Below are 24,303 nucleotides of genomic sequence, written 5' to 3' on the forward strand. Positions count from 1 at the left end.
CTCGATGGATCCGCTGTCGCTCCGAGAGCTTTGCCTGGTGGCCTGCGTGGTTGCGCTGCTGGCCTTGTGTGCGTGGTTGGCATGGCGCCCGCGCGCCTCGAAGGACATCGCGCACATCGTGCGGATCACCGACCGCATGGCCAGCGGCGAGCTGCTGGGAGACGTTCGGGCAGCGACCACCGGCAGCCACGACGCGCGGCGGCTGCACGAGTCGGTCCTGAAGATCAGCAGCACGCTCACGGACATCGTGAGGCAGGTGCGTTCCAGCGCCGAGGCGGTCGCGGCCGGCTCCGGCATGCTCGCCGAAGGCAACGCGCAGCTCACGGACCGCACGCAGGCACAGGCTGCTTCGCTGGAGGAAACCGCGAGCGGCATGGAGGCGTTGGCCGCGAGCGCACGCCGCAACGCCGAGAATTGCGAACGAGCGAACACGTTGGCCGGCCAGTCGCGCGACGTGGCGGCGCAAGCCTCGGAGCGCATGCAGGAGGTCGCGGCCACGATGGGGAAGATCGACGACAGCGCGCGCCGTGTGGGCGAGATCCTGGACACGGTGAAGCGCATCGCCTTCCAGACCAACATCCTGGCGCTGAACGCCGCGGTCGAGGCTGCACGCGCGGGCGAGCAGGGCCGCGGTTTCGCGGTCGTGGCCTCGGAGGTGCGCGAGCTGGCACATCGAAGCGCCGAGGCCGTGAAGGAAATCCATGCGTTGATCGGGGAATCGATCGCGAATGTCGAGGCGGGCCGGCAACTCGTGGACCAGGCCGGGGAAACGATGACGAGGGTGGTGACGAGCGTCGCTGAGGTCACCGAAGTCCTGGGCGCGATCGCGCTGGCCTCGCGCGAGCAGAGCTCCGGCGTGCAGGAGATCAACCATGCCATCGCGCAGGCCGACACCGTGACGCAGCAGAACGCGGCCCTGGTCGAGGAGGCGGCGGCCACCGCGGAGTCGTTCCGGCACGAGGCTCGCCAGTTGGTCGAAGCCGTGGGCCGCTTCAAGACCGACCGCAGCGACGACCGTGGGCGCGTCATCGCGTTGGTCAAAGAGGCCGTGGAGCATGTGCGCCACCATGGCGTGAAGCAGGCCTGTGCGGATCTCAACGATCCTCGCGGCCTCTTCGTACGCGGCGAGGATTACGTCTTCGCCCTCTCCGCCAACGGCACGCAGCTCGCCTTCGCGCCGGATCCCAGCATCGTGGGCAAGAACAACATCGACGAGAAGGACCCCGGCGGCAAGGCGGTGGGACGCGAGATCCTGAAGGTCGCGAACGGTGCCGGCTTCGGATGGGTGGACTACCTCTTTCGGAATCCCGCGACCGGACGGATCGCGCCGAAGTCGGTGTACGTGGAGGCGGTGGAGGGGATCATCCTCGGCTGCGGCATCTACATGCAGAAGGACACCGAGACCGCCCAGCCGGAAATCCTGCGGCGCGCACGCCCCCGCCTCATCGCCCGGCCGCGCCTTTCATGAAGATCGAGAACGCCGTTGCCTTCGTCACCGGTGCCAACCGCGGCATCGGACTGGTCTTCACGCAAGAGCTGCTCGCCCGCGGTGTGCGCAAGGTCTACGCCGCCGCGCGTGAGCCCGCCACGATCGCTGCCCAACGCGGCGTGGAGGCTGTCCGCCTCGATGTCACCCGGCCCGATGAGGCGGCTGCGGCGGTAGCTCGCGCAGGCGACGTCACGCTTCTCGTCAACAACGCCGGCGTGGCCCACCAGGGTGGCTTCCTCACGCCCGGCAGCGAGGCACTCGCCCATCGCATGCTCGAGGTCAATTTCTTCGGGATGCTGCGCATGAGCCGGGCTTTCGCGCCCGTGCTCGCGGCCAACGGCGGGGGCGCGCTGTTGAACGTGCTCTCCATCGCCTCGTGGGTCAACGGCGGACAGCTCGCGGCCTACGCAGCCAGCAAGTCGGCCGCCTGGTCGCTCACCAATGCGTTGCGACACGAGCTGCGTCCGGAAGGGACGCAGGTCCTGGCGCTGCACATGGCGTACGTCGATACCGACATGGTGCGTGGCATCGACGAGCCCAAGACAAGCGCGCTGGAGATCGTGCAATACGCGCTCGACGGACTGGAAGCCGGCCTGGACGAAGTGCTCGCCGACGAGCGCACGCGCCTCGTGAAGCAGGGGCTCACGGCCCCGAGGCCGAGCTACCTGCCGCCGCGCGCTGGCTGAGAAGTACGCGCTGGAGCTGGGTGAGGGACGAGGTACCTCAAACCAGCAAAATGCATTCGCCCGATCCACTGGATTCATCAAGTGATCCAGTGGACCAAGAGACTGATCCCGGGGATCACTTGGGGAATCCCCTGGACCAGGTGAATGCCGTTTCTGTTTTCGGCCAGCCTCTCATCCGCCCGTGCGGAGCGCCCCATCCAGCCACTTCGACAGCCATTCGGCGATCTCGAGGCTGTTGGTGTCCTGCATGAGCATGTGCGAGTTGCCGGGAATGCCGATCTCCGGGAGCACGACGAGCTGCGCCTTGCCTCCGCGCGCGTTGGCCGCGGCGACGAACTCACGGCACAGCTTCAGGCGCGGCGCCCAGCGCGGTGAGAGCTCCATGTAGTCGCCGTACAGCACGAGAATCGGCATCTTCGTATAGGGCGTGAGGTCGCTGGTGACCGCCGGGCAGGCGCTGGGCTCGATGGAGACGATGGCGGCGATGCCGGTCGTATCGAGCGCGGCGGCCTGGAACGGATAGATGCCCGATTGCGAATGGCTCATGAGGACCGCGCCGTTGAGCTTGCGCGCGAGCTCACCCAGCGAGGGCACCGTGGGGTTGGGCATCGGCAGCGCATTGAACCAGTCCGGCACCATCTGCTTCCAGAACTCGGCCTGTGCATCGAGCGGGAACTTCATGCCGGGGAATGTCTTCCCGTGCTCCGGCCCGAAACGAAAGATGGCCCACGCCGGCTCCTGGCCCGCGGCGAAAAGGGTCGGCAGCGTGTCGGGTGCGGCGGCGCCGGCCTTCACCTGGTTGATCGCGGCCGGGTTCCAGGCGGAGCGCCCACGCCACGCTTGATCGACCACGTAGGTTCCGTAGCCCTTGCGCAGGAAGAACTCGTCCCAGCCCATGCGGCCGTCGGGCGTGGTCTCCCAGGTCTTACCCGTGAGGCAGCAGCCGTGGACCATCACGATCGGGAAGCGCTTGGCCGAAGGCGGCACCTGGTAGCGGACGTACATCTGGTCGACGACGATGGTGCCGGCCGCGGTGACCGTGGGCACCATCGACATCTTGTCGGAGCGCACTTCGCGCCCGCCGACGAAGAAGCTGCCCTGCTTCGCGATCACGAGATCGCCCTGCATCGTGGGCTGGGAAGCGCAACCGCCGACCAGCAGCGTTACGCCGGCGACAACAAGTGCGGCAAGGGTTCTGGCGGTCATGAGGGCTCCTCCCATGTTTTCTTAGTCTTCGGAGTATGCCAGCGGGGATGCGGCAGATTGGCACCATCCGATTGAAGAATGGCACCGCCTGCCAGTGTGGTGTCGCACCCGCGTCGATAGTGTGGGGCTCATTCAACAAGGAGCGCCACATGACCAAGACTGTCCTCATCACCGGTTCTTCCACCGGTCTGGGCCGCGCCACGGCGAAGCTCTTTCTCGCGAAGGGCTGGAATGTCGTCGCGACGATGCGTTCACCCGAAAAGGAGTCAGAGCTTTCGAAAATGGATCGTGCCCTGGTGACACGCCTCGACGTCCAGGACAACGACTCGGTCCGTTCCGCGGTCGAAGCCGGAATCGCGAAGTTCGGGCACATCGATGCGCTCGTGAACAACGCGGGCTACGGCGCCTACGGTCCCCTCGAGGCCACGCCGCTGGAGAAGATCCGCCGCCAGTTCGACGTGAACGTGCTGGGCCTCCTCGCCACGACCCAGGCGCTGCTGCCTCACTTCCGCGCGAACCGCTCCGGGACCATCGTCAATGTCTCGTCGATGGGCGGCCGCATGGCGTTCCCGCTCGGCACGCTGTACCACGGCACGAAGTTCGCGGTGGAGGGGATGTCCGAGTCCTTGCAATACGAACTGAGCCCGTTGGGGATCCGCGTGAAGGTCGTCGAGCCGGGCGGAATCAAGACCGACTTCGGCGGCCGCTCGTTCGACTTCAACAACGATCCGGCACTCACCGAGTACCAACCTCTCGTGCAGTCGCTGATGCAGACGCTGGGCCCGATGATGGCCGCGGGCTCGCAACCCGAGGAGATCGCCGCAGTCATCTACGCCGCGACGACGGACGGTACCGACCAGCTCCGCTATGAAGCGGGGGGCGCGGTGCAGATGCTCGCGAGCCGCCGCGCCGCCGACGACGCCAGCTTCTTCCGTGGTATGAAAGAGCAATTCGCAATCGGCGCCTGAGCATGGAAACGCCCGGCTACGCACTCGACACCACGTGGCGCACGCTCCTCAAGGACCTTGGCGCCGTTCCGGCCAACGTCCTGCGGCGTGCCGGACTCGCGGACGATCTCTTCCAGCAGCCGTCCGTGCGGCTCGCATCCCGGGACTACTTCCGCCTTTGGGACAGCGTCGAGGCGGAGGTGGGCGATCCCCTCCTCCCGCTGCGGCTGTGCGAGGCCGTGCGCAGCGAGTCCTTCTCGCCGCCGCTCTTCGCGGCGCTGTGCAGCCCGAACCTCCTCGTGGCCGCGCAGAGAATCGCGAGCTATAAGGCGCTCATCGGGCCCATGCGGCTGGACGTCACGCAGGCGAACAACCTCGTGACGATCGAGTTCACATGGCTGGACAGCTCGCTCGCCCCACCGGTTTCCTTCGTCGTGATGGAGCTGCTGTTCTGCGTGACACTCGCGCGCATGGGCACTCGCGAGGAGGTTCGGCCGGTCGAGGTCATGACCACGGTGCTGCCTACCCCGCTGGCGCCCTACGAATCTTTTCTCGGTGTGCGTTTGGAGCGGGGCACGAAGCACCTGGTCCGGTTCACGGCCGCCGATGCAACACGTCCGTTCCTGACGTCCAACGAGCCGCTGTGGTCTGCCTTTGAGCCTGAGCTGCGGCGGCGCCTCGCGGACCTTGATGCATCCGCGACCACTGTGCGGCGTGTGCGTGCGGCGCTGCTGGAAGGACTCCCCAGCGGGCTCACGGGAATCGAGGACATCGCCAAGAAGCTCGCCGTGAGCAAGCGAACGCTGCAGCGGCGCATCGAGGCTGAAGGGACGAGCTACCAGGACATCCTGGCCGAGACGCGGAAGGACCTCGCCCTGCACTACCTCGAGAAGACGAAGCTGCCGGTGGCGGAGATCTCGTTCCTACTGGGCTTCAACGAGGCGAACTCGTTCTACAGGGCGTTCAAGACGTGGACGGGTACCACGCCCGACAGCCTGCGGAGAGGCACCCCGGAACGTCTTAGCACTTAGTAGAGTGGTATCTGCGAAAGGGGTCCTGGGTCCGGCCGAGATTTTTCACTCGAAATACCTCCCGCAGGAAACGCGTCCTTGACCTTCTGTTCGACCTTTTCAACGAGCCGGACGGCGTCGGCCCGAATCAAATCTGGTGACGCCAGAGTCGTAAGGCGGAAAGCCACCAAGGCATCCTTCGCGTCGGTGGGTTTGTTTGCCTTTATTGCAGCTTGGATCGCCGCATACCGCTCTTTCAACTCAGGAATCTCGCCAAAGTCATTTTTCTGAAGCGTCCGGCGAATCGAAAACACACAGTACGCAGCCTCCAAGGGTTTTCCGTTGACCAACAACTTTCGATCAGACGGATCGAGTTGAAGCGCTACCCCGTCGTAGGTGCCTTTCGGAGCGTCAATGATCGCCATCATGACGCTCTTGTTCAGGCCGAGATCGGTGTCAATTCCCACCTCCAACTGCGTGTCGTCTCGCTGTCCCGCAAGCATTTCCATGCCTTGTGTGATTAGAGGCAGAAATGGTTTCACCGCCCCAACAAAGCTGACTCCGGCAATCGTGGAAACACTGGCGACGTAGTCAAGCACGGGCGTGAGCAAGTTGCCCGTCTTGATCGAAAAAAGTCCGATCTCGAGCCTAAGTGGACCACCTCGCCACGCCACTGGCCCCATCATCTGCTTGGAAACGGTGATCACACTTCCCGCTGCCTTAGGATCAATGCCGCTCAGCTTTGCCGGTTTCGATACCGCAGCAAAGCTCGCAGCGCTATCAGCTTCACGTGGCAGTGACACGAACGAGTACACCGCCCCGTTGAAAGTGGTCGCAAATTTTCGGGCCTTTTCGATTCGCAGGGATTCGACGTACAACTCGATGTAACACATGTCAGGTTCAATTGGGTCTCCGAGACCGGGGAGGTCCGAGCCGGTCACGTTGGCCAGGTAGGTCAAGTCAGTCGGCGGTGCACCCTTCACGCTTCGGAACCAATCAGAAAACCATCCCATGTACGCTCTCCTCGTCTATGCGGGGGTTAGGTCTAGTGCCGCCAGTGCGTTGTCTGCCCAAATCCAATCAGTGAACTCAGGAAACTCCCCAAGCCCAGTTCGTTCGAATCCGAACGCAACGACTCGATCATCGGAGTCAACGAGCGCGGCTCCTGAATCTCCAAAATTTGTGTCCGCGGGCGTCTGCACCTTTAGCTGCACCGATGTCCGCCGCCGGAGAAGTCCGGCATCGTGCGACCTCACTCGCGTCTTGATCAGTCCGCCGCTTCCGGCTCCATCGAACCGCACCGGCTCAGCTTCGGAAGGCGCTCGCCCGCTCCGTATGCCGCCCTTGCCGAGCCGAGTCGACGGCGCGATCCTCCCCTCAAGAGGAATGAAAACGATGTCTTGAACGACATCGTCCGCTCCAACGACTCTGGGAACACCGCCTACCTTCACTGATGTTCCGCGAGGTCCTGTGCCGTGATAACAGGCCGTACCTCCAAGTGTTCCTTGTTGGTCCTTGCAGTAGATTCCTAGCGAAGACAACGAATCCGCGCGACGCACGTCAACGAAGGGAGAAGGGGCACAGATCCTATCCATGCGGGGGTTTCGAGTTATCACAACCTCGGGTTGCACAATTGCAAATAGTTCGATGACCGCCTCTGCGGGGTACTTCTCGAATTCTTGAAGCCTTGGCTCGACCTTGATGATCTGCGAACGAAGTTCATCAAAGGCCACAACAAGTCCCGCAGGTTCGAGGGGGATCTCGTCTGTTATTCGTCGGGTGTCGGCCACACTTTCAACTCTCGAATCGAGAATCGTCAGCACCGGGGGATCTTCTGGCCGACGGCGAACAGTCACAAATCGAACGCCGGGATTGGGTGCGGCGCGAAAGCGAAGACTCAGGTACTCATAAAGCACTTCGATAGCGAGGAACGACAGAATGTCCAGCGTGGTCGATTCGTTACCAATCGCCGAAGCAGCGCGCTTTCCAATGTCGGTTCCGAATAGACGGGCATAAGCATTCGGTTCTCTGTCGATCTTGGAATTTCGGTCGCCGTCCAGCCACACTGGCCTTGATCGCAGCCTAACAAACTCGTCCCCGGGATCCTTACCCGCGAGGGCACTCTCCACCACCGCAGCAATATCCCTTACGCGAGCCGGCGCCAACGCAGCCATTTAGGAGACCTCCCTTGCTAGATTGCTTTTTTTCTGTGACGAAAGCGTACTCCTACTCCGAATTGCGTCTAGCCGCCTGCAGAGGTGAATAAGTCACAACGAGACTCTGCATTCTTCTGCATCACCTTGGCGCGCTTGCGGAGAGCACCAATCCGAGGCGATGAGGCATCGCTCGCTGGGCAAGTTCCGTCCGCTGGCCACGAGCACGCCGGTTATCGTTGAATCTGGTATTCCCTCTCGAGCAATTCCCACAGCGCCGCCGGAACATCGTCCTCGGGCTTCGTGCCGGGTTGGACGGGTCCGAAAACCCGGCTCGCAATCGTCTGCCCCAGCTTCCGATAGCTCTCCCACTGCGCTTCGTCGAAGAACTGGTCGGCCGTAGGCTCCTGCGGAAACAGCTCGTGCGTCGCGTGGTACTCCTGCACGTCGACCGGAGCATCAGAGATCGGCCGCGGCTTGAGCAGAATGACAACCGTGCTCACGGCTCCGACGACACCACTGGAAGACACGGGCCGCGCCTCCAGCAGCACGGCGCATTGCCGGGGACCTGCCGGATCATCGGTGCTCTTCTTGCGGAAGTCGCGCGGATGGGCAAAGACGTGCGACAGGGGCGCCGGGAAGTCGCTTCGCGCCGTGAGCTCGATGCGATGATCGATCCGCACGAGCCGCGCCAGGTTCGCAAGATCGCCGAACTGGTACAAGGGATCGCATCCGTTGTCGCTCACGATCGCGAGGCAAACCTTGCGCTCCGGCCGCAGCAACTCGTAGAGCCCTGTGTTCTCGAAGTGCCCGCCGTCGGAGAGGTACTGCCACTTGCGCGCGAGCCCGTGGAACATGGCGAGGAGCTCGTACGCCAGGTACGTCTGTGACTTGAACAGCGCATGCCCCACCCATCCGACGCTGCGAGCCTTGTTCTCTCCCGCGCCCGACTCCCACCAGGTACCAAGCCGGACGTTCGCGAGCCCCAACGCGAGCGAAGTACCCAGGCTCGTGGACCGTCCCAGGCCCGTCGTGAACGCCGCACCCGAGGTGCCGATCCATTGGCCGATCTTGAGCGGCTGCTGGTTCTCGAACGGCCGGGCCACCTGCGCGAACGTGTAGTGCGTTCCGTCGATGGAGTAGCCGTGGGGCAGCACCGCCAGGGGTTGGCCCTTGCGGTCGCGCTGCACAAGCTGTTCCCCGGGATCCGACGTGACGTTCATCGTCGTGTTGATGATGTGTAGTGGAGCGGCAACCTCGGGCGCGTAGTACTGCTCGTGGCGGAGCTCGTCCTCGCGCTGCGGCTCGGAGGCGGACGTGAGCAAGCGCCCCTTCTCGCTCCCACCCTGGAAGCGCTGGCCGTTCGATCCCCCGAGGTACGCGCGCGTGAGGCGCGATCCGTAGAGCTGTTGCAGCGACGAGAGGTTGATGAAGCCCGGGAACAGCCCTGTCAGGTAGGCGAGGAACACCGCCGTCGCCGTGACCGTCGCGAGCACGAGCACATGGTGCGGGCTTCCCACGAATTCCCGGCCCGGGGGCCCACCGCGCCACATGAGCCATTGAACCAGGAGCTGCCAGGCCAACATGACGGCAAGCAGCATCACCACGCCGGCCGCGCCGGCAATCAGGTCGACCGGCACCTTGTCCAACCAGGTCTTCGCGCCCTTGTCCTTCTGGTCGAAGAACTTCGCGCACTTGCGAACGATCCAGACGATTCCCGAAACCAGCACGGGCAGCGTGAGCAACGAATATCCGCCGGGGCTGCCTTCGATCAGGCGATAGACCGTCTGGCCCGTGGTGTCGGCGACGGCAAGGAAGAGCAGCACCAACGACCAGCCGAGGCAGATCGAGAAAAGGCGAGTCAGGCGCAGGCGATGAAGCGCGACCGTGTTGTCCTTGCGAAAGGCGGTGAACGCATGCACGCCCACTGCGATGGCGACAATCACGCCCACCACGGCCAGGGCGATCGCCGGCCTCGGCGCATTCAACTTGTACTCGCCGTACGCCAACAGCCCGAGGACGACCGCGACCAGGACCGCACCGACCGTTGCAAGCGTGAAGACATGCGTCCTCGTGCCGAGCGATTGTCCGCGACTCGGGTGGCACAACCAGTAGCTCACACCCACGGGAACGGTGGCGAGGATGAAGTGAGCGGCCGGGATGGCGAAGAGCGAGCTCCACCAGATGAGGCGTGTCCACTCGAAAGTGGACTTCGTCGTGCCGCAGGGACAGGCAGACACCTCCTCGCAGGGGCATGCGAGCGAGCGATCCAGGGCCAGCACTTCGAAGATCGCAACATCCGGGAACTGCCACGCGGCAAGGGCCCGGACCAACGCAATGAAGGAGAACGCCGCGACAAGCAGCGTGCCGATCACGAAGTGGAGGGAGACCCAGTTCCGGAGCGCCAGGGCCGCGGCATAGAACATGTCCCCGGCACCGTCGGGAGCGAGATAGCGGCCGTTGTCACGCAGCCAGGCCAGCGGCTTTTCGACCGTACTACCCGTTTCCGCGTTGTGGCGAATGCGCCCGGGCGGGTCGTTCGTGAAGACCTCGTAAGCGTCTTCCGCAGCGGACTTGGAGGTCGAGTTCGGAAGCAGGCGGCCCGGCACGAACAGACTGCAAAGGAAGCTTCCGATGTACCCGCCACCGCTTACGGTGGAGAGATAGTCGAAGTACCAAAGGATCGGCTTGCGGTCCTTTGACGTCGCTGTGGCCGTGGCGGCCGGCTTCGCGGCGACGAGACCTTGCAGGACACCCAGGGCGAACGTGGCACTTCGGATCCCTCCGCCGGACAGTGCAAGGGCCCAGCGCTTTCCGGTGCCGGCCGGATGGTTCAGGCCCAGCGTGGAGCGACGGCTGTCGATCCGGCTGGATTCCTGGCGATAGGCGGCTTCAGGGGAAATCTCTTCTGCACGGGTATCGATCATCCAGCCCTCCCGGCGACGGATTGTCCGAGAAGCCTAGGCGCTTCGCACCGGCCGACCACGGTAGGACTGCGCGGGCGCGACGCAGAATATTCCGCACTTCGATTCCGCCTTGAACCGGCCGCATTCGCCTCGATCTAATCGAAATGAGTACCCACCACATCCTCTGCCCCAACTGCCAGGCCGTGAACCGCGTCCCGGATGATCGCGACGGCAAGCCCAACTGCGGTCGCTGCCACAAGCCGCTCTTCGCCGGGCCGGTGGCTCTCACACAGGCGAGCTTCGACGCCCACCTCGGCAAGGACGAGATCCCCATCGTGGTGGACTTCTGGGCCGACTGGTGCGGCCCCTGCAAGATGATGGCGCCGCACTTCGCGAAGGCCGCGGAGGAACTGGAGCCGAAGGTGCGCTTCGCCAAGGTGGACACGGAGGCGGAGCAGGCGCTCGCCGCGCGCTACGGCATCCGCAGCATCCCGACGATGATCGCCTTCAAGGGTGGCCGCGAAGTGGCGCGGCAGTCCGGCGCGCTGGGCGCCGGGGACATCGTTCGCTGGGTGAGCTCCGTCCGCTAGCGGCAGAACAGGGCAGCGAGTACGGCGAGCGCCGCAAGGGCGGCGCCCGATTATTGGGTGGCCGCTCCTTTCCCCTCCCCGGCTTCGGTGGATCGCTTGAGCGCATGAGGTAGCTCGAAACGGCGAAATGCATTCGGCTGATCCAGTGGATCGCCAAATTGATCCGCAGGATCAGCGGATCGATCGCTTGGCCGTTGATTTGCCTGGCGTTCTTGCCTTTGAAGGCCGGCATTCATGGCGGCTGAGTGTCCGTCGCGACTAAGCAGAATAAAGAAGGCGGCTTACTCGGCGATTGATGCGCCGGGAAATCGCGAGTCTCTTCTCTGGTTCTGTTCGAATCAACGCGTACTCGATCGTTGACGGGGTTGGGCCCGAGCGCTAGACGGCAGGTAGCACGCGACATGACCCGCCCGCCCCGCTCCGACCCTTGATTTCTTTGGCGTTCAAATCGATACGCTTGCAGAAAGGCTATCGTGCAGTGGCTGTCGCCAATCCAGCTGCCCTCCAGCGAGGAGAGATCACCCAGCCATTTCGAGAGGTTCTTCTTTGATTTTTCTCGCGATCCTGACCGTACTTGCGGCCCCCTGGCCCCTTAACGAGGAGCAAACAGAGCTGGCCAGCGTGTCACGGGGCCTCAGATTGGCCCTACCCATGATTCCGGAGGCTTCACCAAGATGTCCCGTAGGCTCCGCTGCGCACGCCCTGCCGACTTGCGAACCGCCTGCAGAAGGCGACTCGATTCCGGGAAAAGGGCTATTGCCGGTGATCCGTCACAGCACGGCGCCAGCCTATTAGCGATAAAACAGGGCAGCCAGGATGGCGAGCGCAGCAATGGCGATGAGCACCAGCCATTTGCCGCTGCCGCCACCGCGCGCCACTTCTCCGGGTCCGAGGCCGGCGCGAGCGTGAACCGATTGAGGAGTGGCGGTGTGGTCACCGAAGCGGCCGTCCTTCGGAATCGACCTCGCGATCTCCTCCACCATGCTCTTCGCTTCGGCGAGCCCCACGCCGCTCTTCTCGCGGATGATCTTGATCGCTTCGATCAGGCTGCCTCGCTTCAACGCCTCGAGCGCCTCCGGTGGGAGCGTGAACTGGGCGTGGGCGTCGCGGCCTTCGGGCTTGCCGAACACGGGCTCCGATGCTTGGCCGCCGCGCTCGTGTTCAGTAGTCATAGTTGGATTCCAGGCGTCATTGAGGGGACCTAGTCCATTCTGCGCCTTCGGTCCCTGCGGTGTTTCTTTCGTGCGTAGTGGACGATCGCGTAGCCCACCCCGACGAGCACCAGGAACTGGACGATGAAGTAGAAAGGTTGCTCGAAGAAGAAGATGTAGTCCTCGTCTTCGTCCACGAACTCGGTCATGCGGCCGAAGAGCACGGCCTGCGCGACCTGCCAGGCGATGATGAGCAGGAAGACGGCTGCCGCAATCCACACGCCGGCCGAGCGCACCTTCATTCAGTGTTTGCGCGCGTCGTGGGTGTGGCGCGGGGCCGTATCCATCCTCTCCCGCCGCTCTTTGCGGAATTGCTTTAGTCCACCGTAGACGACGGCGCCCCCGAATGCGGCAAACACCACGAACTGGATGGTGAAGAGGAAGGGGCTCTCGAAGAAGTAGATGTAGTCATCATCTTCGAACAGGATGTCGCCCATGCGGCCGAAGAACACGGCCTCGGCGAGCTGCCAGGCGATGAAGAGCAGAAAGAGCCCTATCGCAATCCAGCCGCCCGCCGAGTGGACCTTCATCCGGGCTCAGAGCTTGCCGAGGTAATCGCCCTTGCCGAGCTCCACGCCGTTGTGACGCAGGATCGCGTACACCATCGACACGTGGAAGAAGAGGTTGGGCAGCGCGTGCTGGAACAGGTAGGGCTGGCCCTTCATCGTCTTCGTGGCGGTGCGCGTCTTCCAGCTCACCTCGCGCTCCTCGCCTCCGTCGATCTGCTCGGGCTTCAGCGTCTCCAGCCAGGCGATGGTCTTCTTCGCGCGCTCGATCAGCTGCGGGAAGGTGGTCTCGGTGTCCTCATAGGACGGCGGCTCGACCTGGGCGAGACGGGCTGATGCGCCCTTGGAGGTATCCGACACGATCTGCACCTGTTTCGCCAGCGCGAACATGTCGGGGGCGAGGCGGCTGTTGATGAAGACGGTGGGGTCAATCTTCTTCGCTTCCGCGTGGGCCGCGCCCTTCGTCAGGATGTCGACGAGGATGTTCAGGTGGCGGGTGAAGGTGGGGATGCTGGCTTGGTACATCGAGATTGTCATGGGTCTTCTCTGGTTTGTGTCAGGACAATGATAGCCGTTGGAGAAAGGCAATCCCTCGCTTCGGGTGCAAAATACATCGCAACGCTCATCTTCGATACTTCACGCACCCTCGCGATCCTTGCGCGTTGGAATTCGCGCAATTCCATCTATCGCTAGGTCTATCGCCTCATCGACAGTTGTTGCAGAAAATAGACGCTCGTTCTCGGCGGGCGTGAGTCGATTGATTCGCGCTACGTCCTCCACTCCGATCCGGCCAAAGAGCATTGCGGCAGGGGAGTGTCTCGTGCCTGAGATGCCAGGCCCAATTTTGTGCAAAGCGTGTTGATCGGGAGAGCGCTGCCGTAAAGCCTCTATAACCTCGGATGCCGCACCCCTAAGGAAGCCCATTAGGTACAAAGGAACTTCGGATTCAAAGGCCACGGCGGCCTCCTCAATAACTCCCGGCACCGTACCTTCATAGGCTGACCTTCGACCGCCAACACAGACTCTCGCGTCGACTAGGCGAGTAAGTTCGTGCCGAAGGGCGGTGAGACTAAGAACCCGATCAACTTCGGCATCGCCGGTCGCCTCTTTGGGTCGCCCCATCTCGTGAATTTCGATTCCCCCACGGACCGCGCGACGCTCATCCTCGGATAGACGCGAGCGACTCGGCCAAGGCAGGACATTGGTCACAAGGGCAGGTCCGCCACTCACCTCAGGCGACCGATATCGCTGAACAAATCCAAAGACTGCCTCCATCACTCCGTCGTCCCGCCAGTCATGTCCAAGCACCACGCGGGCACCCTGGGAAAGAAACGCAGCAATCATCCGGAGCACAATTCTGTTGACTTCAGAACTATCAAAGCCCAGTCCTATCGCCTCTTCCGATGGGGAGATTGATAGACCAACAACCTTGCTCTCTAAGAGGCGGCTCACGGTGGGGGGCTCGCGAAGAGTGTTGTGGGTGTCGTGAGTCGAGCGTTCGGCGCCTTCTTGGCGACCAACGCCTCGGCCGCTTCAAACGGACCGCTGCGAAGCTGTGGATCTGGATAGATGATGACGGCTTCGCTCATTCCTATCTCGTGACAGACTTTGAGTATTCCTGACATGCTAGGCGGATATGAGAAAGCTCTTACAAGCAACGTCGGAGCTAGAAGCCCGGCTGCCCTCAATGAGACGACACGACGTTGAAACAGCAGATATCTGAGACTCTCGCGTAGAGCTGCATTAAGCACCCTAAGAAGATTGCCATCGGGAATTCGCACAGAAGGCATCCGCTCCAGCGGCAATTCGCCAGCAGGGTAAAACAACCCCGGTCGGGCCTCCACCAATACCGTAGGAACTCCCGACTCTTCGGCCCAAAGGGCCTCCTTTTGGCACCATGGCCTGTGCTCGTAGGCATCAGTTCTTAGAATGATCAGCAGCGACGTAGACGCCGAACGCTCCAGTTCACCTTCCCAATCGACAACTCCTGCCAAATCTGTCGCATCGTAGAAAGCCGTGAGCCACGGAATAGTCTTAATGTGGTGCTGCAATGACTGCGCCAATGGCAGCCCGTCCAACTTGGCATGACTAATGAAGAGGTGCAGAAATCCTGGCACCCCTTTCAATTCCAACGCAGTGGCAAGAAGCCTACGACACTCGTGTAAGAATCTCACGCCAACCAGTGCCGGGCGAATTGCTCGCTCCCCAAGTTGGTCGATTACGACCGCCTGATTTGACTTTAGATCGCCATAACGACCGATCAAATTGTCTCGTTCCCGTTCGTTAAAGCAAAGAAGAAGAAGTGAATGCCGCCCTTTGCTATCGCGGGCAATTTTCCAGGCATCGACTAGCATTCGACCCGCGTCGATATCCTCAACAAGATGGTGGTCCACGAACGCAACTACAAGGGAATGCTCGGCGCCATCCATGGCGGGCAGTAGATCCGCCTCGGCCAACCAAGTCCCTCGGAATCGCCGTATCTCGATACCGAGATCTTCGCCACTAGCGATATAGCCGGCAGTCCCTGCGCCGCCAACTAAGGTTCGTTCCACTGCCTCAAAAAAAGGGACCATCTCTTTGTCCCTCGGCTGAACCATCAAAAACACCTGAAGCGGTGGTCTAGACACGATAGCCCTCTCGTCACCCTTCGTTAAGAATTCGACCGTCTCATAGGACGACTAAGGTCGTACTCATTTAGCGCTCTGTCCTCACATGTGACATCGATCAGCAATCCAAGTATCGAAGGACTGTTAGCGATCTTTCCCCATGGGACCACGGATATCCTGGATCTACCCGTGAGTATGTTGTCGATGATTCGCTCGGGCAGGTATGGATGAATTCTCTCAAGATCGGCGCGCGCGGGAACGCCGTACCATGTTTCCATTTCTGGATATACGGATCTTTTCTCGGCCTCGCCATGGGCCGCCCAACAGTCTGTTGTCCCAGTGGACGGTAGATTTATTGCAAGAATCCCAGACTGCTTATTCACAGCGCCGTCGTACATGCTTGAATAGATCTCCCAGTCGATGTGCTTCCGCCGGCTTGTCTCAAGACCGACGAGCACAATGGTGACTGACGAGTCTTGCAAATACTCATCTCGAATTTTTCGGCGAATCGACTGATCATCAAGAGTCTCGTCAATATCACCAGTATCGACAGACCAATCGAGAAATATCTCGTACCGTCTGTTGAGGTCGCGAAGGGCCTCCCTATAGCCCTGGTCCCGCGCGTGGTGATAGCTCACAAAGACTCGATGACGTTCGTTCGAAGTCACACGTCCCCCGCCCTATGTGGATTTCGAGGCATGCCAAATCGCAATTTCGTGACGTAACTAGTGCAGCGCGTCTTCGACTACGCATCTACAACAGTGAAGACTGCGCCCGCCTCGAAGCGAACTTAAGGGGTCCATAAGCGTCCTCCATTTGCCTGAGGAAGAGAGACTGCCCTCCATACGACGGATGGCGAACACTGACCACCTCGCACTGAGCGACCCTCCGAAGCGTGCTCGACGCGTCAGCTCCAATGCCATAGACAATTTCCGGCCTGAGGAGACCAATCAGCGTACGCAGAAACTCCTCGCCGACACCGCGCTCTCGTGATGTGTGCCCGCGATTTGATAAGGGTTGGTCGCGGACGAAAGGGTGCAGCGGGAAGACGTTCCAAAGAAAGACCGCGTCGTCGACTTCTCGAAGGACAGACCAGACGAGAGTCGCCGTCCGTTCGCTGACAGGCGGCCCGATCGTGGACGCTTTGAACTCGACTCCCCATCGGGCGGTGTGCAGCGGCGCCGACAAATCGTCGGTGAATGCCAGCCCGGTTCTGCGTCCACCTCGATGGCCCAGATCGCGGCCGACCCACAATGCGCGCGCGCCGCGACTCGCCGCTGAAGCAACAATCGCCTCGAGTATTTGACGACGTTGGTCGGCCGCCCCGGAAACATCAAATATCGGACATTGCTCGCCATACGGATTGAAGCAATCGGCTATTCGTAGGGCGGCAAGTTCAGACACAAATCGGGTGGGTGACAAGCCTAGTTCCTTGTTGATCTAAACGAAATTGACCGAGCAGATCGATCGCCATCAATGATTCCACCTCCCTCGTCTCGCATACTCCGAAAGGCCTGATATCCATCTAAGATTGCGCGCTCCCAGAGTCTTAGTGGGCACTCCTCAACCTGATAACCCTTTGTAAATTGCTCAACCTGTTTCAGCAGGTCGTAGGGCACGCTCGTCGCGCCTTCGAAATAGTTCACTTGCTTAGCGTAGGAAAACAGAAGTGCCGAAACGCCTTCCTCAACAACAATCGCACGGCCACCATCTTCATTTTCGTCCGTATGTCTGACACTCTTTCGCTTGCGCTTTAGCAACGCGCGCAACACGGGCGACCAATGCAAGATTGCGGCATATGCCATATGGAAAACATCGTGGAATCGATAGTTGTCACCTGGAGCAATGTTGTCGGTGAGCGGATCGCCAATGAATACCCCGTTCATCTGAAGATGGCATCTTCCAGACTTTCGCTGGATGAACCGTATCGCGAATTTGTCAGGAATGCGCTCTTCTTCATCGAAGCCGGAATCAAAGGTAGGAAGCAAAGCGGGATCTGGATCAACAAAGCGACCTTCCGTCTTGCCCAAGTTCCTTCGAAGGATCGCGGCAAATGAAAGTCCAGTCGCGCGTACAGCATCCAAATAGACGCCAGCGAATGGCGACATCTCGTCTTTGAGTAGATTCGGCTCGTTGAGCGCCAAGAAGCGTGCCGCACGCGAGCCGAGACTTGTTAAAGCCGAATCGACCTCATTCGAGGGAAGTGCACATGCCATCGCCTGAGCCCCGACGATAGACGGTTCGGCATACTCAAGCTTCTCAAAGATTTCGACAATGGACATGTCCAGGCGCCGAGCCAAGGCGGCGAAGTACCAGAAGAGATCTCCGAATTCTTCCTCAGCCGCGGCAAAGTACGTCACGTACGCCACTCCCTCGCGATGGAGTTTCTTTGCGGGCGCCATCGCAGACCCTGCTTCGCCAAAAATCCCCATGATCACAGGCAAGAAGGCCACGGGCATCTGGTCAGTCCTGCGAATTCTTTGGTCGTACTCCACCAACGCTTCACGCCACGATTGACCTGTCATTTGTGCCGCCACTCCAACGGAGTTCCGCAATATCCCGTCTGATCGCAAGATCGAATCCAATCGACCAACGCAGCTTGGTGTTGATCGGAAATTCGATGGCGTTGCCCCCTCACTATTAGGAGGTCTTCGCCCTGGAACTTGAGGAGATGGCCGGGAATCGTGGGACCGGCCCTGCCCCAGTAGACATAGTCGTCAGAGAGAAGTACCCGACTAACTCGGGTATCAGTGGTTATGTTGAGTGGATTCGGACTGCCGTCTTCTTTGCTGTGATGTGAATCAAGCTGACTCCATTCACCGCCGACTTTTCTATATATGTTGTCGCCGTAACCATGTTTCTTTCCAGAACGAAAATGGGGTTTCTTGAACTGGAATCTGGGATCGCTCCAATACTCATCGAAGGTAATTGTCTCTGTCACGCGCATCGCGTACACGATCGAGTGTTGTCGGCCGTGCTTCTTGCTGCCTGTACCAATCACCCATTCGTCGAGTTGAGCCAGACGACGTATTTCAGGCTTGCAAGTCGCCAGCGAACACGTGCCTCCAAAGGGGTTCGGTGCGAAACCGAAGTCTCGGGCGACCACGTAGACAAACATGGCTTAGCTACAGCGGTAGCGCTTGATGTTGATCGGCGTTGTTGGCGAGCCATCGGGCTCCTGGTAGCCAACTTGCGTACCGGTGATTGCATCCACAATTGATGTCCCGTGCCACCCCACGATTGCGTCAGCATGGTCGGCAAGCGCCTTCGGAACGTCACAGCCCTTTTCACCATGGGCCCATACGCCAACTATGTTCTTGTCGTGCTTTTCGGCATATTCAATTTCCCATGCAACGTACTTGCTGTCTTTTGTGCCCGGCGAGATGTAGACGACCAGCGTGTCGCATGCGGAAATCTGCGGGGCCAAGATTTCGTTTTTTATGTAGGTTTCCGATTTAGCATTGTTTGGACTGCTCGAATTGATCGAGTAGTCGCGAATCGTCAACCCGTTTTCGTCGAGCAAGGCCTTGAGCTCTTTTAGCCCTGAATCGTCTTCGTGAATGTGGCTTACAAAGACGTTCTTTACTTGTTTTTTCGTCATACGAATCTCCTCTGTGCGCTTCGGCAGATTGGGAGGGACCGTAGACGGGCGCCCCACCTTCATAGGTAGGGTTTGAAAACAAAAAAGGGCGGCTCAAGGCCGCCCTTTCAACGGAGTTAAGGTCGCTAATCCCAGCTCAATGCGCCGCCGGTTTGATACTCAATAACTCGAGTCTCAAAGAAGTTCTTTTCCTTCTTAAGATCAATGAGTTCCGACATCCAGGGGAACGGGTTGGTAGCGCCTTGGTACAGTTGATCTAGGCCGATCTGCTGGCACCGGCGATTCGCAACGAACCGCAGGTACTCCTTGAACATCGGAGCGTTCAGGCCCAGCACGCCGCGAGGCATGGTGTCCTCGGCGTAAGCGTATTCAAGTTCAACCGCCTTCTGCATCAAGTCAGTCAGCTCTCTCCGGAACTCCGGCGTCCAGAGGTGCGGGTTCTCGAGTTTGATGGTGTTGACCAGGTCGATGCCGAAGTTGCAGTGCATCGACTCGTCGCGAAGGATGTACTGGTACTGCTCGGAGGCGCCGGTCATCTTGTTCTGGCGGCCGAGCGAGAGGATCTGCACGAAGCCCACGTAGAAGAACAGGCCTTCCATGATGCAGCTGAAGACGATCAGGCTCTTCAGCAGGGCCTGGTCGGTTTCGGGCGTGCCGGTCTTGAAGTTCGGGTCGGTGAGCGTGTTGATGAACGGGATGAGGAAGTCGTCCTTGTCCCGGATGCACTTCACTTCCTTGTACGCGGCGAAGATCTCGCTCTCGTCCAGGCCGAGCGACTCCGCGATGTACTGGTAGGCGTGCGTGTGGATCGCCTCCTCGAAGGCCTGGCGCAGCAAGTACTGGCGGCACTCCGGCGCGGTGATGTGGCGGTAGGTGCCCAGCACGATGTTGTTGGCGGCGAGCGAATCGGCCGTGACGAAGAAGCCGAGGTTGCGCTTCACGATGAGCCGCTCGTCCTCGGTCAACCCGTTGGGGTTCTTCCAGAGGGCGATGTCGCGGTTCATGTTGATCTCTTGCGGCATCCAGTGGTTCGCGCAGCCGGCGAGGTACTTCTCCCACGCCCACTTGTACTTGAACGGCACGAGCTGGTTCACGTCCGTGCGGGCGTTGATGATCCGCTTGTCCTCGGCACGCACGCGGGTGTGAGCCGCGGGGGCGAGGCTCTCGTCTTCCACCACCGGGGCCTGGGGGGCGCGGGCGGACGGCGTGACTTGCTGGAGCCCGAGGGAGGGACGGGCAACGGGGGTTTCGTCTTCGAAGCTCAACATGTGTTCGATTCCTCTGTTACGTGTTCAGGCAGCTTTGACCGATGTATCGATGACCGTGGCGCTCACCAAGCCAACGGGGATCTGGTCGCTCTTCGCCGCGTTCGCCTTCCAGTGCAGGGCCTGGAGGTTGTCCGGGTTCGTGTCGCCGCCGAGCTGGCGGGGCTTGATGAAATCCAGCTCCCAGCCGAAGGGCGACGTTCTCTTGCCGTAGTCCTGGTACCTCACCAAATTACCGAGGCAGTCCTTGCGAAACTCCCACGAGTTGAGCTGGCCGGAGACCGGGCTCGTTCGTGCCCAAGCCGCCCGCTTGAGGTCTTCCAGGAGATTCATGTGTTCGTGCAAGGACATGGTTGCCTCCGTTGTCTTTCGTCTTGTCTCGGGCATTCCCTGTGCTACAGAACCGGGTCGTTCACCTTGATTGCATCCACATCGAGTCCCCGCGCGCCGGTGGCCGGCTTGAAGCGCTCCTCGAGGTACTTCTCTACTCCGTCGCAAAGTCCGTCCGGAATGCGTGCCCACGTCGCGAAGAGCGGGCTGAAGAGGCTCAGGCTCCGGACCTGCGGGTCGCGGCGGATGCCATCCAGCTTCACGGCGATCTCGCCCTGCCCCACGCGCAGGCACCGCCCCGGAGCGCTCCACACGATGTACACGCCCGTCAGCTCCTGGCGGAAGTACTCGTGGTCGAAGTCCAGCTCGTCCAGGTTGAACCACGTGCTATCGCGCGCCTGCACCCACTCCACCGCGATCTCCAGCGGCAACTCCGGAAGAAGGCCGAAGGGCGGCGGCTTCGCCGGCTCGCGCGCCTTCTCCTCGACGGCGAGCTTCAACATCAGGCCGAGGCGGTTCGACGTGGTCGGGTGCTTGCTCATGCTCAATCCGCGATCCGGTGGCCGACCGAGAATTTCCGGTTCAGCTCCGGCTCGTACTGGCCCACGAGGCGGTTGGCGAGGATGGCGCGCTCCCTCTCCCGCACGTACGGGAGGTAGAGCACGCACACGTTCAGCATGCCGAGGGCTTCGCCGGATTCCGTCCACCGCACGACCGCCGGGTGGTTCACATCCAGCTTGGCGGCGGCGTTGCCCGTCTGGCCGATGTAGACCGCGCGGTACGGCTGCGGGTTGCCGCGAACATCGAAGACCGAGAGCACATACAGAGCCGGCAACGGCGCCCCGCCGTAGATCATGACGGGCGTCGGGTCCGAGAACTGAAGGCCCCCGAAGAAAATCACTGGCAGGCCTCGCATTCGGGATTGTCGATGCTGCAGAACTTGGCCTCCGGTTCGTCCGCCGCTGCGGCGCCCATCGTGCCCATCGCACCCATCGCGCCACCGACCGACACCGAGTTCAGCTCGCCGCCTTTACCCGTGGACTTCTCCGCCGACGAAGCCGACAGCGTGCGCAGGTAGTACGTGGTCTTGAGACCGCGCAGCCACGCCAGCTTGTACGTCTCGTCCAGCTTCTTGCCGTTGGCGCCGGCCATGTAGATGTTGAGCGACTGCGCCTGGTCGATCCACTTCTGACGGCGCGCCGCCGCTTCCACCAGCCACTTGGTATCCACCTCGAAGGCCGTGGCGTAGAGGTTGCGGATCTCCTGCGGGACGCGGTCGATCTTGCCGATGGACCCGTCGAAGTGCTTGAGGTCCGAGACCATCACGTTGTCCCAGAGATTCGCCGCCTTGAGGTCGCGAACCAGATGCTCGTTCACCACCGTGAATTCGCCCGAGAGGTTCGATTTCACGTAGAGGTTCTGGTAGTTCGGCTCGATCGAGGCCGACACGCCGATGATGTTGCTGATCGTCGCCGTCGGGGCGATGGCCACGCAGTTGCTGTTGCGCATGCCGTGCTGCTTGATGCGGGCGCGGAGCTTGTCCCACTCCATGCTCACCGATTGGTCCACGTCCACGTAGCCACCGCGCTCTTCGAGCAGCAACTTGAGCGTGTCCTGCGGGAGGATGCCGCGGTCCCACAGCGAGCCCGTGTACGACGAGTAGCGGCCGCGCTCTTCCGCGAGCTCCGTGGAGGCCCAGTACGCGTAGTAGCAGACGGCTTCCATCGAACGGTCGGCGAATTCCACCGCATCATCCGACGCGTACGGAATGCGCAGCTCCTGCAGCGAATCCTGGAAGCCCATGATCCCCAGGCCCACCGGGCGGTGCTTCTTGTTGCTGTCGTGCGCTTTGCGGACGGCGTAGTAGTTGATGTCGATCACGTTGTCCAACATCCGCATGGCCGTCGAGATGGTCTTCTTCAGCTTGGCGTGGTCGAGCGTGACCTTGCCCTTCGCGTCCTTCACCAGGTGCGCGGGCAGGTTCACCGAGCCGAGGTTGCAGACGGCGATCTCGGTGGCGTTGGTGTTGAGCGTGATCTCGGTGCAGAGGTTCGAGGAGTGCACCACGCCCACGTGCTGCTGCGGGGAGCGGATGTTGCACGGGTCCTTGAACGTGATCCAGGGATGGCCCGTCTCGAAGAGCATCGTGAGGAGCTTCCGCCAGAGCGTGAGCGCCGGCACGCGCTTGTGCACCTTGATCTCGCCGCGGGCGGCCTTCTTCTCGTAGATGTTGTAGGCCTCTTCGAAGGCCTTGCCGAACTTGTCGTGGAGGTCCGGGCAATCCGAGGGCGAGAAGAGAGTCCACTCTCCGCCTTCCATCACACGCTTCATGAACAGGTCCGGAATCCAGTTCGCGGTGTTCATGTCGTGCGTGCGGCGGCGGTCGTCGCCCGTGTTCTTGCGGAGCTCGAGGAATTCCTCGATATCCAGGTGCCACGTCTCCAGGTAGCAGCACACCGCGCCCTTGCGCTTGCCGCCCTGGTTCACGGCGACGGCGGTGTCGTTCACCACCTTCAGGAACGGGACCACGCCCTGCGACTTGCCGTTGGTGCCTTTGATGTACGAGCCGAGAGCGCGCACCGGCGTCCAGTCGTTGCCGAGGCCGCCGGCGAACTTGGATAGCAAGGCGTTCTCTTTGATGGCCTCGTAGATGCCGTCGAGGTCATCGGCCACCGTCGTGAGGTAGCAGGACGAGAGTTGCGAGCGCAGCGTGCCCGAGTTGAACAGCGTCGGCGTGGACGACATGAAGTCGAACGTCGAGAGGATGTTGTAGAACTCGATCGCGCGGGCTTCGCGGTTCACTTCATTCAACGCGAGGCCCATCGAGACGCGCATGAAGAACGCCTGCGGCAGCTCGATGTGGTGGTCGTTGATGTGGAGGAAGTAGCGGTCGTAGAGCGTCTGCAGGCCGAGGTAATCGAACTGCAGGTCGCGCTCGGGCTTGAGGGCCGAACCGAGCATCTGCAGGTCGTAGGTCCCGAGGCGCTCATCCAGCAGCTGCGCCTTGATGCCGCTGTGGATGAAGGTGGGGAAGTACTCCAGATAGCGGCTCGCCATCTGCTCGTGCGTCACCTCTTCGGCCAGGACTTCGCGGCGGATGGTGTGCATGAGGAGGCGGGCGGACGCGTACGTGTAGTCCGGGTCCTGCTCGATCAGCATGCGGGCGGCGAGGATGGCGCACTTGTGCACCTCGTCCAGCGGCACGCCGTCATACAGGTCCTTCAACGTGGCTTCGAGGATGCGCTTGGGCTCGACGTCCTTGCCGAGGTTCTGGCACGCGGAGACGATCAGCGCTTCCAGCTTGGCGACATCCAGCGGCTCCTTGCCCCCATTAACAGTGACGTGGATCTTGGGGGCGCGGGCTTCCTTGGCCTCGTCGATGCGCTTCTGGCGCTCGCGGGCACGCTCTTCCCTATAAAGGACGTACGAGCGGGCGACCTGGTGCTCGCCACCGCGCATCAATGCCAGTTCGACTTGGTCCTGGATATCCTCGATATGGAACGTGCCGCCGGCGGGATGACGGCGCAGCAATGCACCGACAACGCCTTCCGTCACGCGCTGCACCTTTTCACGCACGCCAGCCGAAGCCGCGGCCGTGCCACCGGCAACAGCGAGGAACGCCTTGGTCACCGCAACGGCGATCTTGTCGGGCTCGAAGCCGACGACCGCACCGTTTCTTCGGATGACCTTGTAGTCGGTATATCGATCCTGCGGCGAAGAGCTAGCCGGCTCGATGAGTTCGGGATTCGCGAGCGGGGCCGAAGAATGGATATCCGAAGCCAGGCGCATGGGTCGTC

Annotated in this window: 25 protein-coding genes; 5 read left to right on the top strand and 20 right to left on the bottom strand. The window is 61.4% G+C overall.

Annotated features, from left to right (window positions below; genetic code table 11):
- Positions 1-4: 4 nt before the first annotated feature.
- Together DSM104443_RS16080 and DSM104443_RS16085 are read left to right on the top strand one after the other, a co-directional pair.
- The gene (locus tag DSM104443_RS16080) at positions 5-1,468 is read left to right on the top strand and encodes a methyl-accepting chemotaxis protein (protein ID WP_171094007.1); all 1,464 of its coding nucleotides are present in this window, start codon (positions 5-7) and stop codon (positions 1,466-1,468) included.
- A complete protein-coding gene (locus DSM104443_RS16085; RefSeq protein WP_171094009.1) occupies positions 1,465-2,175 on the top strand; it encodes an SDR family oxidoreductase in 711 nt (236 codons plus the stop codon). The genes DSM104443_RS16080 and DSM104443_RS16085 overlap by 4 nt, the downstream gene beginning before the upstream one ends.
- A gap of 171 nt (positions 2,176-2,346) precedes the next feature.
- On the opposite strand, the gene DSM104443_RS16090 is transcribed toward DSM104443_RS16085, so the two are convergent.
- Entirely contained in the window at positions 2,347-3,381 is a 1,035-nt protein-coding gene (locus tag DSM104443_RS16090) for an alpha/beta hydrolase family protein (protein ID WP_171094010.1), read from the bottom strand.
- Positions 3,382-3,530: 149 nt separating this feature from the next.
- Here DSM104443_RS16090 and DSM104443_RS16095 point away from each other — a divergent pair, with 149 nt between their 5' ends.
- Together DSM104443_RS16095 and DSM104443_RS16100 are read left to right on the top strand one after the other, a co-directional pair.
- Complete coding sequence (locus DSM104443_RS16095; protein ID WP_171094012.1) at positions 3,531-4,349, top strand: SDR family oxidoreductase; 819 nt, start codon at positions 3,531-3,533, stop codon at positions 4,347-4,349.
- Positions 4,350-4,351: 2 nt separating this feature from the next.
- A complete protein-coding gene (locus tag DSM104443_RS16100; protein WP_171094013.1) occupies positions 4,352-5,359 on the top strand; it encodes an AraC family transcriptional regulator in 1,008 nt (335 codons plus the stop codon).
- On the opposite strand, the gene DSM104443_RS16105 is transcribed toward DSM104443_RS16100, so the two are convergent.
- From DSM104443_RS16105 to DSM104443_RS21925, 3 genes are all read right to left on the bottom strand, one after another.
- Positions 5,356-6,351, bottom strand: coding sequence for a hypothetical protein (locus DSM104443_RS16105; RefSeq protein WP_171094015.1), 996 nt, complete (start codon positions 6,349-6,351; stop codon positions 5,356-5,358). The two genes, DSM104443_RS16100 and DSM104443_RS16105, sit on opposite strands and share 4 nt — an antisense overlap.
- A 15-nt stretch (positions 6,352-6,366) precedes the next feature.
- Positions 6,367-7,512, bottom strand: coding sequence for a hypothetical protein (locus tag DSM104443_RS16110; RefSeq protein ID WP_212756742.1), 1,146 nt, complete (start codon positions 7,510-7,512; stop codon positions 6,367-6,369).
- 212 nt (positions 7,513-7,724) lie between these two features.
- The gene (locus DSM104443_RS21925; RefSeq protein ID WP_246232297.1) at positions 7,725-10,418 is read right to left on the bottom strand and encodes a patatin-like phospholipase domain-containing protein; all 2,694 of its coding nucleotides are present in this window, start codon (positions 10,416-10,418) and stop codon (positions 7,725-7,727) included.
- A 143-nt stretch (positions 10,419-10,561) separates the two neighbouring features.
- On the opposite strand from DSM104443_RS21925, the gene trxC reads away from it, so the two are divergent.
- Positions 10,562-10,987: a thioredoxin TrxC gene (gene trxC / locus DSM104443_RS16120; protein ID WP_171094019.1), complete on the top strand. Its 426-nt coding sequence runs from the start codon at positions 10,562-10,564 to the stop codon at positions 10,985-10,987.
- A gap of 791 nt (positions 10,988-11,778) precedes the next feature.
- On the opposite strand, the gene DSM104443_RS16125 is transcribed toward trxC, so the two are convergent.
- From DSM104443_RS16125 to DSM104443_RS16195, 16 genes are all read right to left on the bottom strand, one after another.
- Entirely contained in the window at positions 11,779-12,159 is a 381-nt protein-coding gene (locus DSM104443_RS16125; protein WP_171094021.1) for a hypothetical protein, read from the bottom strand.
- 29 nt (positions 12,160-12,188) lie between these two features.
- Positions 12,189-12,440: a hypothetical protein gene (locus tag DSM104443_RS16130; RefSeq protein WP_171094023.1), complete on the bottom strand. Its 252-nt coding sequence runs from the start codon at positions 12,438-12,440 to the stop codon at positions 12,189-12,191.
- Entirely contained in the window at positions 12,441-12,728 is a 288-nt protein-coding gene (locus DSM104443_RS16135) for a hypothetical protein (protein WP_171094024.1), read from the bottom strand.
- Positions 12,729-12,734: 6 nt separating this feature from the next.
- Positions 12,735-13,241 (bottom strand): DUF1993 domain-containing protein, encoded by a 507-nt coding sequence (locus tag DSM104443_RS16140; protein ID WP_171094026.1) that lies wholly within the window; start codon positions 13,239-13,241, stop codon positions 12,735-12,737.
- A gap of 99 nt (positions 13,242-13,340) precedes the next feature.
- Positions 13,341-14,156: a hypothetical protein gene (locus tag DSM104443_RS22200; protein WP_171094028.1), complete on the bottom strand. Its 816-nt coding sequence runs from the start codon at positions 14,154-14,156 to the stop codon at positions 13,341-13,343.
- Positions 14,153-15,133 (bottom strand): toll/interleukin-1 receptor domain-containing protein, encoded by a 981-nt coding sequence (locus DSM104443_RS16150; RefSeq protein ID WP_171094030.1) that lies wholly within the window; start codon positions 15,131-15,133, stop codon positions 14,153-14,155. The genes DSM104443_RS22200 and DSM104443_RS16150 overlap by 4 nt, the downstream gene beginning before the upstream one ends.
- A gap of 221 nt (positions 15,134-15,354) precedes the next feature.
- Positions 15,355-15,978 (bottom strand): TIR domain-containing protein, encoded by a 624-nt coding sequence (locus DSM104443_RS22205; protein WP_171094032.1) that lies wholly within the window; start codon positions 15,976-15,978, stop codon positions 15,355-15,357.
- Positions 15,979-16,063: 85 nt separating this feature from the next.
- Entirely contained in the window at positions 16,064-16,714 is a 651-nt protein-coding gene (locus tag DSM104443_RS22210; protein ID WP_425509633.1) for a uracil-DNA glycosylase, read from the bottom strand.
- 20 nt (positions 16,715-16,734) lie between these two features.
- A complete protein-coding gene (locus DSM104443_RS16160; protein WP_246232310.1) occupies positions 16,735-17,847 on the bottom strand; it encodes a pyrophosphatase in 1,113 nt (370 codons plus the stop codon).
- Positions 17,832-18,428: an Nmad2 family putative nucleotide modification protein gene (locus DSM104443_RS16165; protein WP_171094033.1), complete on the bottom strand. Its 597-nt coding sequence runs from the start codon at positions 18,426-18,428 to the stop codon at positions 17,832-17,834. The genes DSM104443_RS16160 and DSM104443_RS16165 overlap by 16 nt, the downstream gene beginning before the upstream one ends.
- 3 nt (positions 18,429-18,431) lie before the next feature.
- On the bottom strand, positions 18,432-18,911 hold the full coding sequence (locus tag DSM104443_RS16170) for a TIR domain-containing protein (protein WP_171094036.1): 480 nt from the start codon (positions 18,909-18,911) through the stop codon (positions 18,432-18,434).
- Between the two features lie 125 nt (positions 18,912-19,036).
- The gene (locus tag DSM104443_RS16175) at positions 19,037-20,179 is read right to left on the bottom strand and encodes a ribonucleotide-diphosphate reductase subunit beta (protein ID WP_171094037.1); all 1,143 of its coding nucleotides are present in this window, start codon (positions 20,177-20,179) and stop codon (positions 19,037-19,039) included.
- Positions 20,180-20,203: 24 nt separating this feature from the next.
- Entirely contained in the window at positions 20,204-20,527 is a 324-nt protein-coding gene (locus DSM104443_RS16180) for an HNH endonuclease signature motif containing protein (RefSeq protein ID WP_171094039.1), read from the bottom strand.
- A 44-nt stretch (positions 20,528-20,571) separates the two neighbouring features.
- Positions 20,572-21,048 (bottom strand): hypothetical protein, encoded by a 477-nt coding sequence (locus tag DSM104443_RS16185; RefSeq protein WP_171094040.1) that lies wholly within the window; start codon positions 21,046-21,048, stop codon positions 20,572-20,574.
- 2 nt (positions 21,049-21,050) lie between these two features.
- Positions 21,051-21,422, bottom strand: coding sequence for a hypothetical protein (locus DSM104443_RS16190; RefSeq protein WP_171094042.1), 372 nt, complete (start codon positions 21,420-21,422; stop codon positions 21,051-21,053).
- On the bottom strand, positions 21,404-24,295 hold the full coding sequence (locus DSM104443_RS16195) for a ribonucleoside-diphosphate reductase subunit alpha (RefSeq protein WP_171094044.1): 2,892 nt from the start codon (positions 24,293-24,295) through the stop codon (positions 21,404-21,406). The genes DSM104443_RS16190 and DSM104443_RS16195 overlap by 19 nt, the downstream gene beginning before the upstream one ends.
- Positions 24,296-24,303 lie beyond the last annotated feature (8 nt).

Origin of the sequence: Usitatibacter rugosus, assembly GCF_013003965.1 — a bacterium.
In the GTDB taxonomy this organism is placed as follows: Bacteria; Pseudomonadota; Gammaproteobacteria; order Burkholderiales; family Usitatibacteraceae; genus Usitatibacter; species Usitatibacter rugosus.

Excerpts from the sequence above, each read along its gene's own strand:
- DSM104443_RS16080 (WP_171094007.1), top strand. The coding sequence starts at position 5 with ATGGATCCGCTGTCGCTCCGAGAGCTTTGCCTGGTGGCCTGCGTGGTT.
- DSM104443_RS16085 (WP_171094009.1), top strand. The coding sequence starts at position 1,465 with ATGAAGATCGAGAACGCCGTTGCCTTCGTCACCGGTGCCAACCGCGGC.
- DSM104443_RS16090 (WP_171094010.1), bottom strand. The coding sequence starts at position 3,381 with ATGACCGCCAGAACCCTTGCCGCACTTGTTGTCGCCGGCGTAACGCTG.
- DSM104443_RS16095 (WP_171094012.1), top strand. The coding sequence starts at position 3,531 with ATGACCAAGACTGTCCTCATCACCGGTTCTTCCACCGGTCTGGGCCGC.
- DSM104443_RS16100 (WP_171094013.1), top strand. The coding sequence starts at position 4,352 with ATGGAAACGCCCGGCTACGCACTCGACACCACGTGGCGCACGCTCCTC.
- DSM104443_RS16105 (WP_171094015.1), bottom strand. The coding sequence starts at position 6,351 with ATGGGATGGTTTTCTGATTGGTTCCGAAGCGTGAAGGGTGCACCGCCG.
- DSM104443_RS16110 (WP_212756742.1), bottom strand. The coding sequence starts at position 7,512 with ATGGCTGCGTTGGCGCCGGCTCGCGTAAGGGATATTGCTGCGGTGGTG.
- DSM104443_RS21925 (WP_246232297.1), bottom strand. The coding sequence starts at position 10,418 with ATGATCGATACCCGTGCAGAAGAGATTTCCCCTGAAGCCGCCTATCGC.
- trxC (WP_171094019.1), top strand. The coding sequence starts at position 10,562 with ATGAGTACCCACCACATCCTCTGCCCCAACTGCCAGGCCGTGAACCGC.
- DSM104443_RS16125 (WP_171094021.1), bottom strand. The coding sequence starts at position 12,159 with ATGACTACTGAACACGAGCGCGGCGGCCAAGCATCGGAGCCCGTGTTC.
- DSM104443_RS16130 (WP_171094023.1), bottom strand. The coding sequence starts at position 12,440 with ATGAAGGTGCGCTCGGCCGGCGTGTGGATTGCGGCAGCCGTCTTCCTG.
- DSM104443_RS16135 (WP_171094024.1), bottom strand. The coding sequence starts at position 12,728 with ATGAAGGTCCACTCGGCGGGCGGCTGGATTGCGATAGGGCTCTTTCTG.
- DSM104443_RS16140 (WP_171094026.1), bottom strand. The coding sequence starts at position 13,241 with ATGACAATCTCGATGTACCAAGCCAGCATCCCCACCTTCACCCGCCAC.
- DSM104443_RS16150 (WP_171094030.1), bottom strand. The coding sequence starts at position 15,133 with ATGGATGGCGCCGAGCATTCCCTTGTAGTTGCGTTCGTGGACCACCAT.
- DSM104443_RS16165 (WP_171094033.1), bottom strand. The coding sequence starts at position 18,428 with ATGTTTGTCTACGTGGTCGCCCGAGACTTCGGTTTCGCACCGAACCCC.
- DSM104443_RS16170 (WP_171094036.1), bottom strand. The coding sequence starts at position 18,911 with ATGACGAAAAAACAAGTAAAGAACGTCTTTGTAAGCCACATTCACGAA.
- DSM104443_RS16175 (WP_171094037.1), bottom strand. The coding sequence starts at position 20,179 with ATGTTGAGCTTCGAAGACGAAACCCCCGTTGCCCGTCCCTCCCTCGGG.
- DSM104443_RS16180 (WP_171094039.1), bottom strand. The coding sequence starts at position 20,527 with ATGTCCTTGCACGAACACATGAATCTCCTGGAAGACCTCAAGCGGGCG.
- DSM104443_RS16185 (WP_171094040.1), bottom strand. The coding sequence starts at position 21,048 with ATGAGCAAGCACCCGACCACGTCGAACCGCCTCGGCCTGATGTTGAAG.
- DSM104443_RS16190 (WP_171094042.1), bottom strand. The coding sequence starts at position 21,422 with ATGCGAGGCCTGCCAGTGATTTTCTTCGGGGGCCTTCAGTTCTCGGAC.
- DSM104443_RS16195 (WP_171094044.1), bottom strand. The coding sequence starts at position 24,295 with ATGCGCCTGGCTTCGGATATCCATTCTTCGGCCCCGCTCGCGAATCCC.